Source organism: Dictyoglomus turgidum DSM 6724, assembly GCF_000021645.1.
Classification (GTDB): Bacteria; Dictyoglomota; Dictyoglomia; order Dictyoglomales; family Dictyoglomaceae; genus Dictyoglomus; species Dictyoglomus turgidum.
The window spans coordinates 653551-668674 of record NC_011661.1 but is presented as its reverse complement, the minus strand read 5'-3'; the positions used below and the strand labels follow the sequence as shown (position 1 = coordinate 668674).

Here is a 15124-nt window from a genome sequence, read left to right as displayed (position 1 = left end):
CACCCCTTTATTTTTTAAAAAGAAGTAAAATACCCAAAAAGATAAAAAGTAAAGCAAGCATTAAACCAAAAGAGACATGAAAAATCCCAAAAGTCCTTCCTAGAAAATAAACTCCAATAGCAAGAAATAACCATCCCAAAAGTTCTCCATCACTCCTATAAGAGCGAGGTTCACTATATTCAGGCTCTTCAGGAATAACAAGAGCACAAATAATATAAAGAAGAACACTTAAAGGACCTAAAAAAAGAATTGAAAATATAAAAATAAGTCTTATTAAAACAGGGTCTATACCCAAATATTCACCTATTCCTCCACAAACTCCTAAAAAAATCCTATCTTTTTTACTTTTATAAAGTTTTTTTTCCATATTTTCTTCCTCCCTTTATAGATGTTGCGCTGGACCCGAAGGTGTTATAGTATCGTCTTTTCTCTCTATGTTTTCAGGCTCTTCAGGAATAACAAAGGCTGAAAGGAAATATAATATTATTAGAGTAAAATTAAAGGGTATGAGAAGAAAAATAAAAATAAGCCTAACTATTGTAGGATCAATATTTAAATATTCCGCTATTCCTCCACAAACTCCTAAAATGACTCTGTTCTTCCTACTTCTATACAGCTTTTTCTCCATAAATTTACCTCCTCCCTTTTTACTCACTTGTAAATACTCTATTACCCCATTAAAAGTTGCAACCAAAATTTTAAATTTTCTTTAAAATAAAGATGATATAATCCCTTTCTAAAATCCCTAAAACCGGAGGTGAAGATAGCATATGAAGGTAAGACAAATTCCCTACCTTGCTTTGGGACTTGCCTTATTAATTCTAGGAAGTTATCTAAGCTTTTATCTTCCATTTACTCAAATTCCCTTCACTTTACAAGTATTTTTTCTTTTCCTTATTACCCTATATTTTTCTCCAGTAGAAACCTTTTTTATCGTATTTGCATACTTACTTCTTGGAGGAATTGGTCTCCCAGTTTTTGCAGGAGGAAAAGGAGGTCTAAATGCACTTTTTGGACCTACCGGAGGATACCTCTTTGGATTCCTAATTGGAGGAATTATTATTTCTATGGTTAAAAAATACTCTGAGATCCTTGCCCTATTTTTAGGTATTCTTATAATATATCTAACTGGCAGTATATGGCTTTCCAACTCACTAAAAATAAGTTATTATAAAGCCCTAATTACAGGAGTACTCCCATTTATACCTTATGACTTTGCAAAGGCTTTAATCTCCTATCTTATATGGCAGAGATTAAAGAAACAATTAAAAACTAATAAGTCTTAGCTATGATATCCTCAGGCAGTAAATCTCCAACCTTAATCTCGGCAAGAGCCATCACTTCATCGGCACCACCATAATAGATAAGTATTTCGTCATTTAAATCAAGAGTTTCAGTGGAATCTTTATTCTTTGGAACTACTCCACAGGTAAACACTACATTAGGAACCCATCCTTCAACTTCATAAATTTCCTCAGGTTGAAGAATGGGCTCTGCAGATCTATATATAATTTTTTCTGGATCATCAAGAGGAGTCAAAACCACTCCCAAACCATATGCCTTTTTACCCATCCAATCTCCTACCCCATGATAAATATGAAGCCAACCATATTTTGTCTTCAAAGGAGGAGCTCCTGCACCAATCTTTATACTATCCCAAAATTTAGGAGTTGGCATTAAAAAAGTTCTTCCTACTTTAATACTTTTTCTCTTCAATTCATCAGTGTAAAGAATCTGCATATCAGGAGGAATTCTATGAATAAGAGCAATCTTCTTTTCTAAAAGTTCAGGAAAGATGTTCACAAAATCATCCTCTACTCTCTTCCCATTTGAATATTCTTCCTGCCTTTCATCTACCAAATATAAAACCGCATCTTTATCTTCTAAATATTTAAAAATTGGTCCATTCCTAATCCATGCATTATTCCATTCCTCATAACTTCTAAAACTTTTTACTCCTTTTAAAAACACCTCAACAGGAATCTTGGCAAGCGCAAGTTGTACCACATCCCCATATGCAGTATAGGTCATATACAAATTGTTGTCTATCAAGCTCAATCTTGGGTCCTCAGTTCCCCCAACCTCTCTTATCATTCCAAAAGTCCTTTTATGAAATCTTCTCCTTTGCTCAGGATTTTTAGGCATCTCATAGCTTTCCTTAGGTCCAAATATGGGATAATCCAATCTCCCCTCCTGAGTATATCCATCCCTTGACCACCATAGGCCAATCCTGGAAACCCCATCCTCTCCTAAGGCTCTGTATAAAACATAAGTAGTCCCTTTTATTCTTATAGCTCCAGCATTATAAACTAATTTTTCCCAAGCCACTTTTTTCCTTCCCACATTAATATAAACTTTTGGTCTTGCTTTAAATAGAGGATTATTCATATATCTTATAGCCTTTTTAGAAGAGATATAAAGAGGAGGATTAAGTACATCTCTAAATATAAATATGAACTGACTTCCCACCCTCTCAGGAGAATGAGCATAAGCAAAAGCCCGAGAAGTCCCAAGGATTAGATTTCTAAAATAGTCATTAGTAAAAATAAGGTCTATCTTATAAAATAACTCCTCCTTATTTCTAAACTTCATCACACCTGTACTGAGTTCTGTACGAGTAATTCCTTTAATTTCTGTCTTCTCCTTACCATCAAATTTTATAACTTCGTTATATAGAAAATTTGTAAAAATCTTGTCTTTAACTATCACAGGAGTTCTACAACCTATAAGCTTATATACGTGAAAGGGCTCCACATCTTTTCCTCCATCAATAATCACAAGATCTACAGCAGATATGAGTTGTAATTCATCATACCATACTCCTCCAAGGGTTATACTATTTACATCAATACCCTGCTTTTCAATAAATCTTTTAACGAGGACTTCCCTCTCCGCTGTGGACACAAAAACCATAAAGTAAAAATCTTGCTTTCTCTTTAATTCAGAGAGTTGTAAAAGAATATTTTCAAAACTATAATCAGCTATGACAAGAATTGCCTTTTTATTCTCTGGAATTCTAAACTTTTCTCTAGATACTGTAACCTGCTTCTCTACTACTGGATACGATGGAAAGTTAACAAGGTAGATGTTTTTTGGTAGATATTCTTCCCAGAAGAAAGCAATAATCCCATCCCATTGATGTTTCCAAAGGGGATGATCAGGCATTTTGTAAGCTCTTGGATAATTCAAAAATAATACTTTACCCTTTACTTCTTTTAATTCTTCTAAGAGGATCCTCCATGGTACCTGAGCCTTAGGAGTGTCTATGACAAGATACAATTTGTAATCCTTATTTCTAATTCTATAATCGTAGGATATTTCCACCCTATATCCTTCCTCTTCCCAGTAATTTATAACTGGAGTTAGGAAATCATTAAATCCTATCACATTTATTACATCGCCTTTTGTAAAAACCATATAACCTATTTCCTCCCTCTACCAATTTTTACTTCTTTCATTGGTTTTTGTTATTCCAAGGTAAATATGATATAAAATTAAAGAAAAAAATCAAGGAGAAAAAATATTCCCATTAATTACCTTTCTTATTGACTTACACTCTCAAGAAAACTCCCTTGAGACCATAAGCCTATCCTTTGTAGGAGATCTTTTTATTCAAAGACAATTATTCAATTCATATTATGATCCCCAAAGGAAAACTTATTATTTCCCAGAAGAAATATTTGAAGATATAAGAGAATACATAAACAAAGATTTTTCCTATATTGTCATTGATACTCCTGTGGCCACCAATCTTTGTCCTCCCTCAGGATACCCCTCATATAATGCTCCTATAGAGATTCTGGACACTTTAAAAAGGGTTCGATTTAACATAATGATCACTTCAGGAAATCATGCCTTAGATAAAGGAGAAAGAGGACTTATTGCTACTATAGAAAATATAAGAAAAAGAGATTTATATTATGTAGGAACAAATAGTAAAAAAGAGGAAAGTAAAAAGTATCTCATCTTAGAGAAAAATAATATAAAAATTGGAGTCCTTGCACATACTTTTAGCACAAATGGTATTCCTTTACCCAAAGGTAAGGAATACTTCGTTAATCTAATAGATAGAGAGAAAATCAAAAAAGATCTTAGTAAGGTAAAAAATCTCTGTGATTTCAAAATAGTTTACCTACATTGGGGGAATATAGAGTATTTAGACGAAGTAGAAGAATGGCAAAAAAGACTTGCAAAAGAAATTATAAACTATGGTGCAGATCTTATAGTAGGAAGCCACCCTCACGCCATTAAAACCTATGAAAACATAGAGGGAAAATGGTGTTTCTATGCTCTCGGCAACTTTTTTACTGACCAATATGGGGTATATAGACCGGAGGTAAAATACGGGTATATATTAAACCTTTACCTTTTAAAATACAAAGAGAGAGTAAACATTATTAAAAAAGATATAATCCCCATATTCATTTGGAGAAAAAGTTTAGGAAGTAAATATGAATACAAGCTTTTAAAGGCAGAGAAGGTTAAATACTTATCAAATATTGATGTTAAGGATAAAATATACTTAAAAAGGGTAAAGAAAATTCTTAGATTAGAGGAGGAACAAATATGAGAAATAAATCCATAGGAATTCTTTTACTCCTTGTAGGTGTCTTCCTTCTTCTTGCAAACTTTAATCTTCTTAGGGGAGAAATATTTTTATTGCTTTTGAGCGCTATCTTTTTAATTCTATATTTTAGAATGAATAGAAATATTGGATTCTTGATCCCAGGATGCATTCTTTTTTCTATATTTCTCTTTAACACAGTAAATAATCTTTTTAATATAAACCCAATTCACAGTCTAACTTTTATAGGAATAGGCTTCTTAGGAATATATTTTATTCATTATTTTGGAAAAAGAGATATTAGTCCTGGAGAAAAATATTGGTCTTTATATCCTGGAATAATATTAATTATAATTGGTATTTTAATTAGCCTAATCCAAAGTTTCCCCGACTACTTAAGATATCTCATACCAATAGTCCTTATAATTGTTGGAGTATTTTTACTTTTCAGACATCAAAAATAATTCTTAGCCTACAAAAACATACCGCATAAAATAGATTCCAAAGAATATTAAAAACACAGAAGCAAAGTATAAAATAACTTTGTATATCCTTTTCCAAAAAGGAAGGGATAAACCTTGTCCTATAAGCCCGATAAAGGCATACCATACATAATCGGAAAGGATATGCCCAAAATAAAAACTCAAAACTCCGAAAATCAAATAATCTTTTGCTTGAGTAAGAAAACTAACACCAATAGTAATCCACCACATAAGCCAGTAGGGATTAGAAAAAGAAACCAAAATACCACCGAGAATACTTGGAATTTTTAAAGAAGATGCATTTTTAATATGAATATTATTTTTCAAAAGAGAGACAAATAATCCTATTCCCATGTAAAGAAGGAATAAGCTTCCAAGAAAAGAAAAAATCTTAAGAAAAACCTGATTTTGTAAAAAAGGCTGTAAACCTAAGAGAAGAAGTATCACAAGAATTCCTTCAAGAATAGCATGCCCAGTAACTATTTTTACCGACTCAAACCAACCTTTTATGCTACTTTGAGTAAGAACCATGGTAAGCATAGGACCTGGTGAAGATGCCCCTGAAAAACCTACAAGAAAACTTGTAATGAATATACCCCAAATTCCCAAACTCATAGTCTTGTCTCCCCTATAATAAGATTTTTAAATCTCAATTCTCTCAAAAATTGTATCTGACTTTTGTCTATCTTAAAAAGATGAGAAAGACAATTACAATCGGAAGCTCCAAACTTGGACACTATCTCACCAGTTATGGATTTTGCTATCTTACATTCCCACTCCTTGCTAAGCTCTCTATATAAAACCTCAACAATTTTTACCTTTCTATTTGCCAAAAGATAATCAATATGCCAATGAAATTTCTTATCTTTTGATAAATGTCTTTTTATCCTCTTTTCCAAATTATTTTGTGCAGATCCAACATATAAATATATCCCCTTTTTAAAGGTTAGTTTTCCAAGGCTTCCCACTTCTACCTCTATATCTTCCTCTACTTCTAACACTAATACATATATTCCCTTCATTGACTTAAGTTTATCAGTTTGAAAGTGTGTGGACTAAGTAATATTTTAATCCTTTTATCTTTATAATTTAGGAACACTTCTGTTCTATAGGGTAAGAAAGACTCAAGAATGGCATAATTATTATCATATAAGAAGAGCCCTATCTTTTCCTTCCCCTCAAGATATATATTTATCTTTTCCATAAAAACTTTTCTTATCTCATTTAGAACATCTACAGGAAAATTATATAGGTCAGAAAAATTATCGGGTATATTTAAAACATATAATTTCCCTTTCCCATAAAAATCTTTCAAAAGAATAGGAAAATTCTTTTCTCCCTTTATGCCCACAATTAGGGGCCAAGAAGAATTAGTATAATACTCAAGAATCGGGAATAATATCTCCTTTGAATGAATATACTTGGTAAAGCCAGTCATAGCTGGGTCAATAGCAAAAAAGTCTAAATAAGCTTTACCGTCAGTGTACCTTATAGAGGTAAGTTCTTCAATCCCTCTTCTGCTAAGTTTTCTTAAAACTCCTGAAGTGATTATGACAGTATTACCCCTTAAGAGTGTATTTTTTAACTTCTCTATTATATCTTTATCGCCACAAGAAGTCTCTGTTATAAATACAGGGCTTTCCTCATAGGAGAAGTAAGGAGTAGGTTCAAAAGGAATTCCCATCATTCCAAGATAATCCTCTAAATGATTCTCTCCATCAGAGTGAAAAGGATGATAAAAACTAACCCCTACTGGATTGCCCAATAAAGAAAGCATATCATCAATCCTTTCTAATTCAAATCCTAAAGGAGGAATATATACAGTGTTCCTCAAAGAGCTAAAATCAAAAAGAGTAATCTCCTTTGCCTTGGCAAATAAAGTTAAATGAGCTTGTTCCAAATACTGAGTCAAATCACACTCAAAGGAATCAAACCAACCACCTTTAATCCTTCCCTGCTTTACATTCTCAAACCATCTCATAAGAGAATAGCTTAGATATCTTGGCAGATCTTGTTGAGTATACCTAGGATCCCTGGTCTCAGTACCCACATACATTTCATCAAATATATCCTTCTGAGTTTCTGGATTATACCCATTTTCGTGATAAGATTCTATCCAATTAGGATATTTTACTATTATATTTACCTTTGGATTTAATTTCTTCGCAGGCTCTACCACATATCCCTGGGAAATTTCAGTCATCAAACTAAGCCTATAGTCTCTCCAAGATCTATCTCCCTTTGCCCTAACACAATCTTCACAGGCGCAACTGGTAAAATAAAAATCATCAAGAATTATCTCATCAAATATGCTAGCAGTGTATTCAACAATCTCTTTTAATTTCTCTCTTAAAGTTTCTTTTGAATAGCAAAAAGTATGAAAAATTCTCAAATTATGTACAGGATCATCCAAAAGATCAATAGTAGTAGTAATACCTCCCGAAACTTTTATTCCTTGGCTCTCAAAAAAATTTTTAAACTCAAGTAATTTCTCTCTTGATACATCCTCCTTCCCTCTATGGGTTTCAAGATAAACTTTATCCAAATGCAAATACCTTTGAAAAAATTTCAAATCATTTTCCAGACTATAAATAGATGTGTTATTTAAGAAGGGAGCAGTACAATAAATAGCAAGCTTAAAATTTTTATATCCCATATTTCTCCTCCAGAAAGACTTTCAAGCTTTTTAAACATTATAGTATTGAAATTAAGATAACACAATATATAATAGTTACATAGCTATCTAAATATTTAAAAGGGAGTATAAAAAGATGGATTTAAAAGTTTTAAAAAGTGAGATTTTTGAACATCTAAACAACAAAATAATCCCCTTCTGGGAAGAATTAAAGGACGAAAATAATGGAGGATACATAAGTTATGTGGGTTTTGATTTAAAACCCGACCCCTATGCTCCCAAAGGATTGGTCTTAACCTCAAGAATTTTATGGTTTTTCTCCAGACTTTACAATCAATTGAGAAAAGAGGAATTTATAAATTTTGCAGATCACTCATACAAATTTCTTATTAAAAGCTTTTTAGATAAGGAAAACAAAGGTTTTTACTGGATGGTAGATTACAAAGGAGAGCCTATAGACAAAAGAAAACATTTATACGGGCAAGCCTTTGTTCTCTATGGACTCTCGGAATACTATAAAGCCACTCAAAAAAAGGAAAGCCTTGATTTGGCTTTAGAGATTTACAAAATAATTGAAGAGGTATGTAAAAATGATGTAGGCTACAAAGAAGAATTTGATGAAAAATGGAATCCAAAAGAAAACATAATTGTGAGTGAATATGGAATTATATGTGAGAGGAGTATGAATACTCTACTTCATATTTTGGAAGCATATACAAACCTTTTTACTGCTACTTATGATCAAAGTATTAAAAAAAAGATAGAAGATTTAATAATACTTTTTAAAGAAAAGATCTACGATTCTAAGACTAATCATCTTTATGTATTTTTCGACAAAAAGATGAACCCCATTATAGATGCCATATCTTATGGACATGATATTGAAGCTACATGGTTAATAGATGAAGCCTTAAGATATATTGATAACAATAAATTAATAAAAGAAATGAGTGAGATAAACCTTAAAATAGCAGAAAAAGTATTAGAGGAAGCTTTTGAGAGCGGAAGCCTACTAAATGAAAGGGTAAGGGGAATAGTGGATAAAAACAGGATCTGGTGGGTTCAGGCAGAAGCCTTAGTGGGTTTCTTAAATGCATATCAAAAATCAAAATTAGATAAGTTCTTAAAAGCTGTTTTCGAACTTTGGGAATTTATAAAAGACTTTCTTGTAGATAAAAGAGCCCAAGGGGAATGGTTTTGGAAACTTGATGAAAACTATATTCCATCTCCTATGCCTGAGGTAGACTTATGGAAGTGCCCATATCACAATGGGAGAATGTGTCTTGAGGTAATAAAAAGGATTTAAAATGAGGAAGAACTTATTTAGAGCACTAAAAAGCAGAAATTACAAACTATACTTTTCAGGTCAAGCTATATCCTTAATAGGAAGCTGGATTCAATCTACAGCTATGAGTTGGCTCGTATATAGGTTAACTAATTCCTCTGTTCTTCTCGGAACTACCGCCTTTCTTTCCCAAATACCAAACCTATTCTTTTCTCCTTTTGTGGGGGTATTTCTCGACCGATTTAGCAAACATAAGATCCTAATACTTACCCAAACCCTCCTTATGTTTCAGGCCTTTACTCTTTCTCTTTTAACTCTTACAAATACAATAAGAATATGGCACCTTTTACTCTTAAGTTTAATTCTTGGAATTCTTAATTCCGTTGATGCACCTACAAGACAATCCTTTGTAATTGAGATGGTAGAAAATCCAGAAGACTTAAGTAATGCCATCGCTCTAAATTCTCTTCTTTTTAATATTGCAAGGCTTATAGGACCCACCATAAGTGGATTTCTTATTGCCCTATTAGGCGAAGGCATGTGCTTCTTGATAAACGCATTAAGCTTTCTAGCAGTAATCATTGCATTGCTTTTTATGAGAATAAAGTCCCAAATTTTGGTTGTTTCGGAAAACATTATTAAGGATCTAAAAGCTGGATTTAATTATGCCTTTAAATTTATAGTTGTAAAATATATCCTTATATTTATTTCCCTTTCCAGCCTCTTTGCCTCAATATATAGCGTACTCATGCCTATTTTTGCTAAGGACATCCTTCGCGGAGGACCAGAAACCCTTGGAATTTTGACGGGAGCAATCGGCGGTGGAGCCCTTATAGGAGCAATTTATCTTGCAGGAAGATCAAAGGTCAAAGGAATAGAAAGTATAATATCCTATTCTTTTGGAACTGCTGGAATTGGACTTATTCTTTTCTCCCTATCAAAAAATCTTTATTTTTCTCTCTTTGCTCTATTCATTACAGGACTTAGCTTTATGCTAAACTCTGTATGTAGTAATACCTTAATACAAAGTATCATTGATAATCATGTAAGGGGAAGAGTAATGAGTATATACGTAATGTTCTTTATGGGATCTATGCCTATAGGAAGTTACATAGGTGGTCTTTTCGCAAAGCATATAGGAGCTGTAAGTACGGTACTTTTAAGTGGAATATTATGTATTATTTGTAGTTTTATTTATAGAATAAGACTCCCTCTATTAAGGAAACATATATACTCTATTTTTGATAAAAAAGGAATAAACTAGTTTTAATTTATCTCAAACTCTCCTTCCATAAGTTCTAATTTCTTTTCCTTCTTACAATAATGCACCTTTAAAGATTTAGTACCATCCTTATACCCTTTGTGGATAAAACGAATCCTTAAAAACTGTTTTTCTTCCTTTTTGAAGGTAGAAAACTCTATTAGATTATACATACCCTTCTCATAATCCCAAGAAATTCCATCGTCCTCATAATATAGAAATTTTCCATCTCCTGGATATACCTCTAAGTTTAACATTTCCTGTTTTTTCTCTCCAACATAACTTTGCGTATTCCACATAGGAATAATTGCCCCTTCTCTTAAAAATAAGGGAATTTTATTCAGAGGAGCATTAACTTTCACAAGAGTTCCCCCTCTATATCTTTTCCCAGTATAAAAGTCATACCAAAAACCTTCAGGAAGATAAACCTTTCTTTCCCTTTTTTCTTTTTCATAAACAGGAGCTACAAGAATAAAAGGACCAAACATGAATTCGTCCTCATAACTCAATACCTCTTTTGAGTTTGGGAACTCTAAAATCAAACTCCTTATAAGAGGAATTCCTTTCTCCTTTGCCTCGTAAAATAGAGAATATATGTAAGGTATAAGTCTATACCTTAGGGAAATAAAATCTTTTGCAATCTTTTCTACTTCATCCCCAAAACTCCATGGCTCTTGATTCCTTGTATTTTTAGCCGTGTGTATTCTAAAGAAGGGATAGAAAATACCAAGCTCCATCCATCTCACAAAAAGTTCTCTCTCGCAGTCTCCCCAAAAACCTCCTACATCTTCCCCTATGAAAGGAACACCTGAAATAGATAAATTCTGTAAAGTTATAATCGAGGAAAAAAGATTTTCCCAAGAACTTTTATTATCTCCACACCAAACTGCAGAATACTTTTGGATACCTGAAAATCCTGACCTTGTTAAAATAAAGGGTCTTTCATGAGGATTGGCTCTTAAAAAACCCTCAAAAGTTGCTTGATTCATCAAAAGTCCATAAAGATTGTGGATCTCAGAATGATAAAAAATTTTATCATCTTCCTTATGAATTACTTTTTCATGCACGGTTTTTCTTTTTATTTGTTTTATCTTTTCTTCAAAATTTTTAGGCTTTGGAAGTTTTGGGGGCTCTTTGAATTTTAAGATATGAAAGAGAATTTTCATTGCCCAATATTCTATTCTGGAAAAAACAGAAGGCTCGTTCATATCATTCCAAAACCCGCTAACTCCCATGTTTATAAATTCTCTAAGCTTTTCTCCCCAAAAATTCCTTACCTCTTTTCTTAAAAAATCAGGAAAAACTGATTTTCCAGGCCAGACATATCCCGTAAAAACTTTTCCATTTTCCATTCTACAAAAGAAATCCTTTGATAATCCTTCTTTAAAAATCTCATATTTCCTATCCCATTTGACTCCTGGGTCAATAATAACTACTAACTTAAATCCAAGATTTTTAAGATCTTTAACCATCTTTTCAAAATGGGGAAACCTCTTTTTATTAATCGTAAAGACTCTATACCCTCTCATATAATCAATATCAAGATACAAAGCATCACAAGGAATATTTCTTTTTCTAAATTCCTTTGCAAGATTATAAAGTTTTATCTCCGAATCATAACTCCAACGAGATTGATGCAAACCTAAACTCCAAAGAGGAGGCATATAATATCTACCTGTAAGATAAGTATAACCTTCTATCACATCTTTTGGAGATGACCCATAGATAAAGTAATAGTCCAAGTCTCCATCTTCAGCACAAAAATAATAATAATCTTTATCTCCCTTCCCCATATCAAAATAACTTAAAAAAGTATTATCAAAAAATAAACCATAACTTGCAGTAGGATGCCAAGCAATAAAAAAGGGATGGGATTGATAAAGAGGATCATTTCCAACACTATGATCAGATTCATCGGTATTCCAATTGATTAAAACATGACCCCTTTTATTCAGTGGACCTAACCTCTCCCCAAATCCCAAAAAAGCCTCTTCATGCCTAATCTTTTTATAGGTATATATTTTTTTGCCTTCTTTTACATAACCTTTATCTTCATAATCGGACAAAATCAAATTTTTACCTTTATCATAAATAGAAACCTTTCCTAACTCTTTGGAAACAATAATTTCAAGATAATCTGTAGATAAACGATAATAATTTTCTCCCTCTTCATAAGTTACCCTCACCCCTGAATCTTTTATCTTTTCATAATCCACACAGAGCGAATAATTTTTATCAAATTTTCCATATTTTGAGTAATGGAAATTAACAATCTTAGGAGTAATAAAATGTATTTTCAAAAGCTCATCTTTTACTCTCAAAACTTTCTCGTCCAAATTCTAACCCCCCCAAAATTTTTAAATATACTTAAATAATATACCAAGAAAAAAAAGGGGACAAGATTCAGTTTCTTGTCCCCAATGTACCCTTTAATATTACCCTTTACTCTTAACCCATCTCTACAACCACTTCATGAATCTTTCCATCATTAAAGACAGGCAGTAGATTCCCAGAAATTTCTTTCCCATCTACAACTATCCTCTTTACCCCTTTAGACTTCCCTTCAGGATTTATCACTTTTACATCATAAACTGAACCTCTATATCTCCTTACCACTCTGAATTCTTTCCAATCCTCAGGAATACAGGGATCCACTCTTAACCCATCATAATCAGGTCTTACTCCCAATATGTACTGGGAGATCAATACAAAAGCCCAAGAAGCAGTACCTGTAAGCCAAGAGTTTTTACCCTCTCCATGTCTTTTTGCATCCTTTCCAGCCACCATCTGACAATACACATAAGGCTCCATCTTATGAATTTCACTTTCATCTTCAAAATAAGCAGGTGTAATTTTTCTATAAACATCAAAAGCTCTCCAACCTCTACCTATCATGGTCTCCCCTATGCCAACCCAAGGATTATTATGGCAGAATATTCCTGCATTCTCTTTATAACCCGGTGGATAAGAAGATATTTCGCCAAGCTCCAAGTAATACTTAGAATATGCAGGTTGCTGAAGTACCATTCCATATTTTGTATCCAGATACTTTATACAAGAATCCAACGCCAACTTTGCTCTTCCGTCGTCTTTTCCTATTCCAGCCATGGTACAAATTCCTTGAGGTTCAATAAATATCTTACCCTCCTCACATTCTTTACTTCCTACTTTCCTTCCAAAATAATCATAAGCTCTTAAGAACCACTCTCCATCCCATCCATAGTTATTAATTGCATTTATCATATCCTGAGCAGCCTTTTTAGCCCATTCTGCTTCCTCCTTCTCTCCCATTTCCTCGCACATTCTTATATAATCAGGAGTTGCATATACAAACAAACCAGCTATAAATACAGATTCTGCCGTCCCACCTTCTACGTTAGATGTGGTCTGAAAAGACTCATCAGGATTTTTAGAGAAACAATTAAGATTCAAACAATCATTCCAGTCTGCTCTCCCAATGAGAGGTAAACCATGAGGGCCTAAGTTATCGGTTACATGATGATAAGCCCTTTTGATATGCTCAAACAAAGTTCCTTTTTTAGTTTCATCATTATTGTATGGGATAACCTCCCTCAGTATACTAAAGTCCCCTGTCTCTTTTATATAAGCACCTGTAGATAAAATTATCCACAAAGGATCATCATTAAAACCGCTTCCTATTTCATTATTTCCTCTCTTAGTCAAAGGTTGATATTGGTGATAACAGCTACCATCCTCAAACATAGTAGATGCAAGATCAAGAATTCTTTCCCTTACTCTCTCAGGAATCATATGTACTGCACCAAGAATATCTTGATTAGAATCTCTAAAACCAATCCCCCTACTTATTCCTGACTCAAAATAGGAGGCACTTCTTGCCAAGTTAAAGGTAATCATACATTGATATTGATTCCAAATATTAACCATACGAGATAAAATCTCATCATTGTGATTTACTTGATATTTTGACAAAATATCATTCCAATAATTCCTCAATTCCCAAAAAGCTTTTTCTACATCTTCAGAAGTCTTGAATTTATTTATGATCTCATAAGCCCTTTTCTTATTAATAACCCCAGGTCTTTCCCATTTTTCCTCTTCAGGATTTTCCACATAACCAAGAATAAAAACAAAATCCTTTACTTCTCCAGGCTCAAGTTCTATCTCAATATAATGAGATGCAATGGGAGACCAACCTTCAGCTACTGAGTTATAGGACTTTCCCTCTACCACAGCTCTTGGAGCCTCAAATCCATTATACATACCTATAAAAATATCCCTATCGGTGTCAAAACCCTGAATAGGAACGTTTACTGAATAAAAGGCATAATGATTCCTTCTTTCTCTATATTCAGTCTTATGATAAATCACTGATCCTTCTATCTCTACCTCTCCAGTACTAAGGTTTCTTTGAAAGTTAGTTTGATCATCCCAAGCATTCCAGAGGCACCATTCTACAAAAGAGAAAAGTTTTAAACTTCTCTTTAAATTAGTATTGTTCTTTAATTTCAGATAATGAATCTCACAGTTTTCTTTTAGAGGAACAAAATAAAGAACCTGTGCGGAGATTCCATTTCTCTCTCCCAGAATTCTAGTATAAGAAAGTCCATGTCTACATTCATATTTATCAAGATCTTTCCTTACTGGTTTCCAAGTAGGAGACCAAAAATCTCCGTTTTCCCATATATAGAAATATCTCCCACCATTATCAATAGGAACGTTATTATATCTAAACCTTAATATTCTTCTCAGTCTTGCATCTTTATAAAAACAGTATCCTCCACCTGTGTTAGATATTAAAGAAAAGAAGTTATCAACTCCAAGATAGTTTATCCATGGAAATGGAGTCTTAGGATCAGTAATAACATATTCTCTATTTTTATCATCAAAGTAACCAAATCTCATACTTTTACCTCCT

Annotated in this window: 13 protein-coding genes; 5 read left to right on the top strand and 8 right to left on the bottom strand. The window is 33.0% G+C overall.

The features are described 5' to 3' along the window. Window positions 1–7: 7 nt before the first annotated feature. The gene (locus DTUR_RS03355; protein WP_012583031.1) at window positions 8–367 is read right to left on the bottom strand and encodes a PspC domain-containing protein; all 360 of its coding nucleotides are present in this window, start codon (window positions 365–367) and stop codon (window positions 8–10) included. 15 nt (window positions 368–382) lie between these two features. After that, complete coding sequence (locus DTUR_RS03350) at window positions 383–628, bottom strand: PspC domain-containing protein (protein ID WP_012583030.1); 246 nt, start codon at window positions 626–628, stop codon at window positions 383–385. 142 nt (window positions 629–770) lie between these two features. Between DTUR_RS03350 and DTUR_RS03345 the strand changes: the two genes are divergently transcribed. Next, window positions 771–1286, top strand: a complete 516-nt coding sequence (locus DTUR_RS03345; RefSeq protein WP_012583029.1) for a biotin transporter BioY — start codon at window positions 771–773, stop codon at window positions 1284–1286. On the opposite strand, the gene DTUR_RS03340 is transcribed toward DTUR_RS03345, so the two are convergent. After that, window positions 1273–3417 (bottom strand): glycoside hydrolase family 130 protein, encoded by a 2145-nt coding sequence (locus DTUR_RS03340; protein ID WP_012583028.1) that lies wholly within the window; start codon window positions 3415–3417, stop codon window positions 1273–1275. The genes DTUR_RS03345 and DTUR_RS03340 overlap by 14 nt on opposite strands. Window positions 3418–3493: 76 nt before the next feature. Between DTUR_RS03340 and DTUR_RS03335 the strand changes: the two genes are divergently transcribed. Beyond that, window positions 3494–4570, top strand: coding sequence for a CapA family protein (locus tag DTUR_RS03335; protein WP_164931061.1), 1077 nt, complete (start codon window positions 3494–3496; stop codon window positions 4568–4570). Continuing rightward, window positions 4567–5028, top strand: a complete 462-nt coding sequence (locus DTUR_RS03330; protein ID WP_012583026.1) for a hypothetical protein — start codon at window positions 4567–4569, stop codon at window positions 5026–5028. Before DTUR_RS03335 ends, DTUR_RS03330 begins: the two co-directional genes overlap by 4 nt. Before the next feature lie 3 nt (window positions 5029–5031). Here the strand turns inward: DTUR_RS03330 and DTUR_RS03325 are convergent, their stop codons facing one another. From DTUR_RS03325 to DTUR_RS03315, 3 genes are read right to left on the bottom strand one after another with little or no spacing between them, the layout of a single operon-like run. After that, window positions 5032–5661, bottom strand: a complete 630-nt coding sequence (locus DTUR_RS03325; protein ID WP_012583025.1) for a LysE family transporter — start codon at window positions 5659–5661, stop codon at window positions 5032–5034. Beyond that, window positions 5658–6047, bottom strand: a complete 390-nt coding sequence (locus tag DTUR_RS03320) for a GIY-YIG nuclease family protein (RefSeq protein WP_242603744.1) — start codon at window positions 6045–6047, stop codon at window positions 5658–5660. Before DTUR_RS03320 ends, DTUR_RS03325 begins: the two co-directional genes overlap by 4 nt. 17 nt (window positions 6048–6064) lie before the next feature. Next, window positions 6065–7702 (bottom strand): permease, encoded by a 1638-nt coding sequence (locus DTUR_RS03315; RefSeq protein WP_012583023.1) that lies wholly within the window; start codon window positions 7700–7702, stop codon window positions 6065–6067. 115 nt (window positions 7703–7817) lie between these two features. On the opposite strand from DTUR_RS03315, the gene DTUR_RS03310 reads away from it, so the two are divergent. Together DTUR_RS03310 and DTUR_RS03305 are read left to right on the top strand one after the other, a co-directional pair. Beyond that, on the top strand, window positions 7818–8987 hold the full coding sequence (locus DTUR_RS03310) for a cellobiose 2-epimerase (RefSeq protein ID WP_012583022.1): 1170 nt from the start codon (window positions 7818–7820) through the stop codon (window positions 8985–8987). A 1-nt stretch (window position 8988) separates the two neighbouring features. Beyond that, window positions 8989–10230: an MFS transporter gene (locus DTUR_RS03305; protein ID WP_012583021.1), complete on the top strand. Its 1242-nt coding sequence runs from the start codon at window positions 8989–8991 to the stop codon at window positions 10228–10230. 2 nt (window positions 10231–10232) lie between these two features. Here DTUR_RS03305 and DTUR_RS03300 read toward each other — a convergent pair whose 3' ends face one another. Both DTUR_RS03300 and DTUR_RS03295 read right to left on the bottom strand, forming a co-directional pair. Further along, the gene (locus tag DTUR_RS03300) at window positions 10233–12563 is read right to left on the bottom strand and encodes a glycoside hydrolase family 31 protein (protein ID WP_012583020.1); all 2331 of its coding nucleotides are present in this window, start codon (window positions 12561–12563) and stop codon (window positions 10233–10235) included. A gap of 112 nt (window positions 12564–12675) precedes the next feature. Continuing rightward, window positions 12676–15111, bottom strand: coding sequence for a glycoside hydrolase family 94 protein (locus DTUR_RS03295; protein ID WP_012583019.1), 2436 nt, complete (start codon window positions 15109–15111; stop codon window positions 12676–12678). Window positions 15112–15124: the final 13 nt, after the last annotated feature.

Coding starts and splice junctions, on each gene's coding strand:
- DTUR_RS03325 (WP_012583025.1), bottom strand. CDS start 5,661: ATGAGTTTGGGAATTTGGGGTATATTCATTACAAGTTTTCTTGTAGGT.
- DTUR_RS03345 (WP_012583029.1), top strand. CDS start 771: ATGAAGGTAAGACAAATTCCCTACCTTGCTTTGGGACTTGCCTTATTA.
- DTUR_RS03310 (WP_012583022.1), top strand. CDS start 7,818: ATGGATTTAAAAGTTTTAAAAAGTGAGATTTTTGAACATCTAAACAAC.
- DTUR_RS03340 (WP_012583028.1), bottom strand. CDS start 3,417: ATGGTTTTTACAAAAGGCGATGTAATAAATGTGATAGGATTTAATGAT.
- DTUR_RS03330 (WP_012583026.1), top strand. CDS start 4,567: ATGAGAAATAAATCCATAGGAATTCTTTTACTCCTTGTAGGTGTCTTC.
- DTUR_RS03355 (WP_012583031.1), bottom strand. CDS start 367: ATGGAAAAAAAACTTTATAAAAGTAAAAAAGATAGGATTTTTTTAGGA.
- DTUR_RS03350 (WP_012583030.1), bottom strand. CDS start 628: ATGGAGAAAAAGCTGTATAGAAGTAGGAAGAACAGAGTCATTTTAGGA.
- DTUR_RS03315 (WP_012583023.1), bottom strand. CDS start 7,702: ATGGGATATAAAAATTTTAAGCTTGCTATTTATTGTACTGCTCCCTTC.
- DTUR_RS03305 (WP_012583021.1), top strand. CDS start 8,989: ATGAGGAAGAACTTATTTAGAGCACTAAAAAGCAGAAATTACAAACTA.
- DTUR_RS03295 (WP_012583019.1), bottom strand. CDS start 15,111: ATGAGATTTGGTTACTTTGATGATAAAAATAGAGAATATGTTATTACT.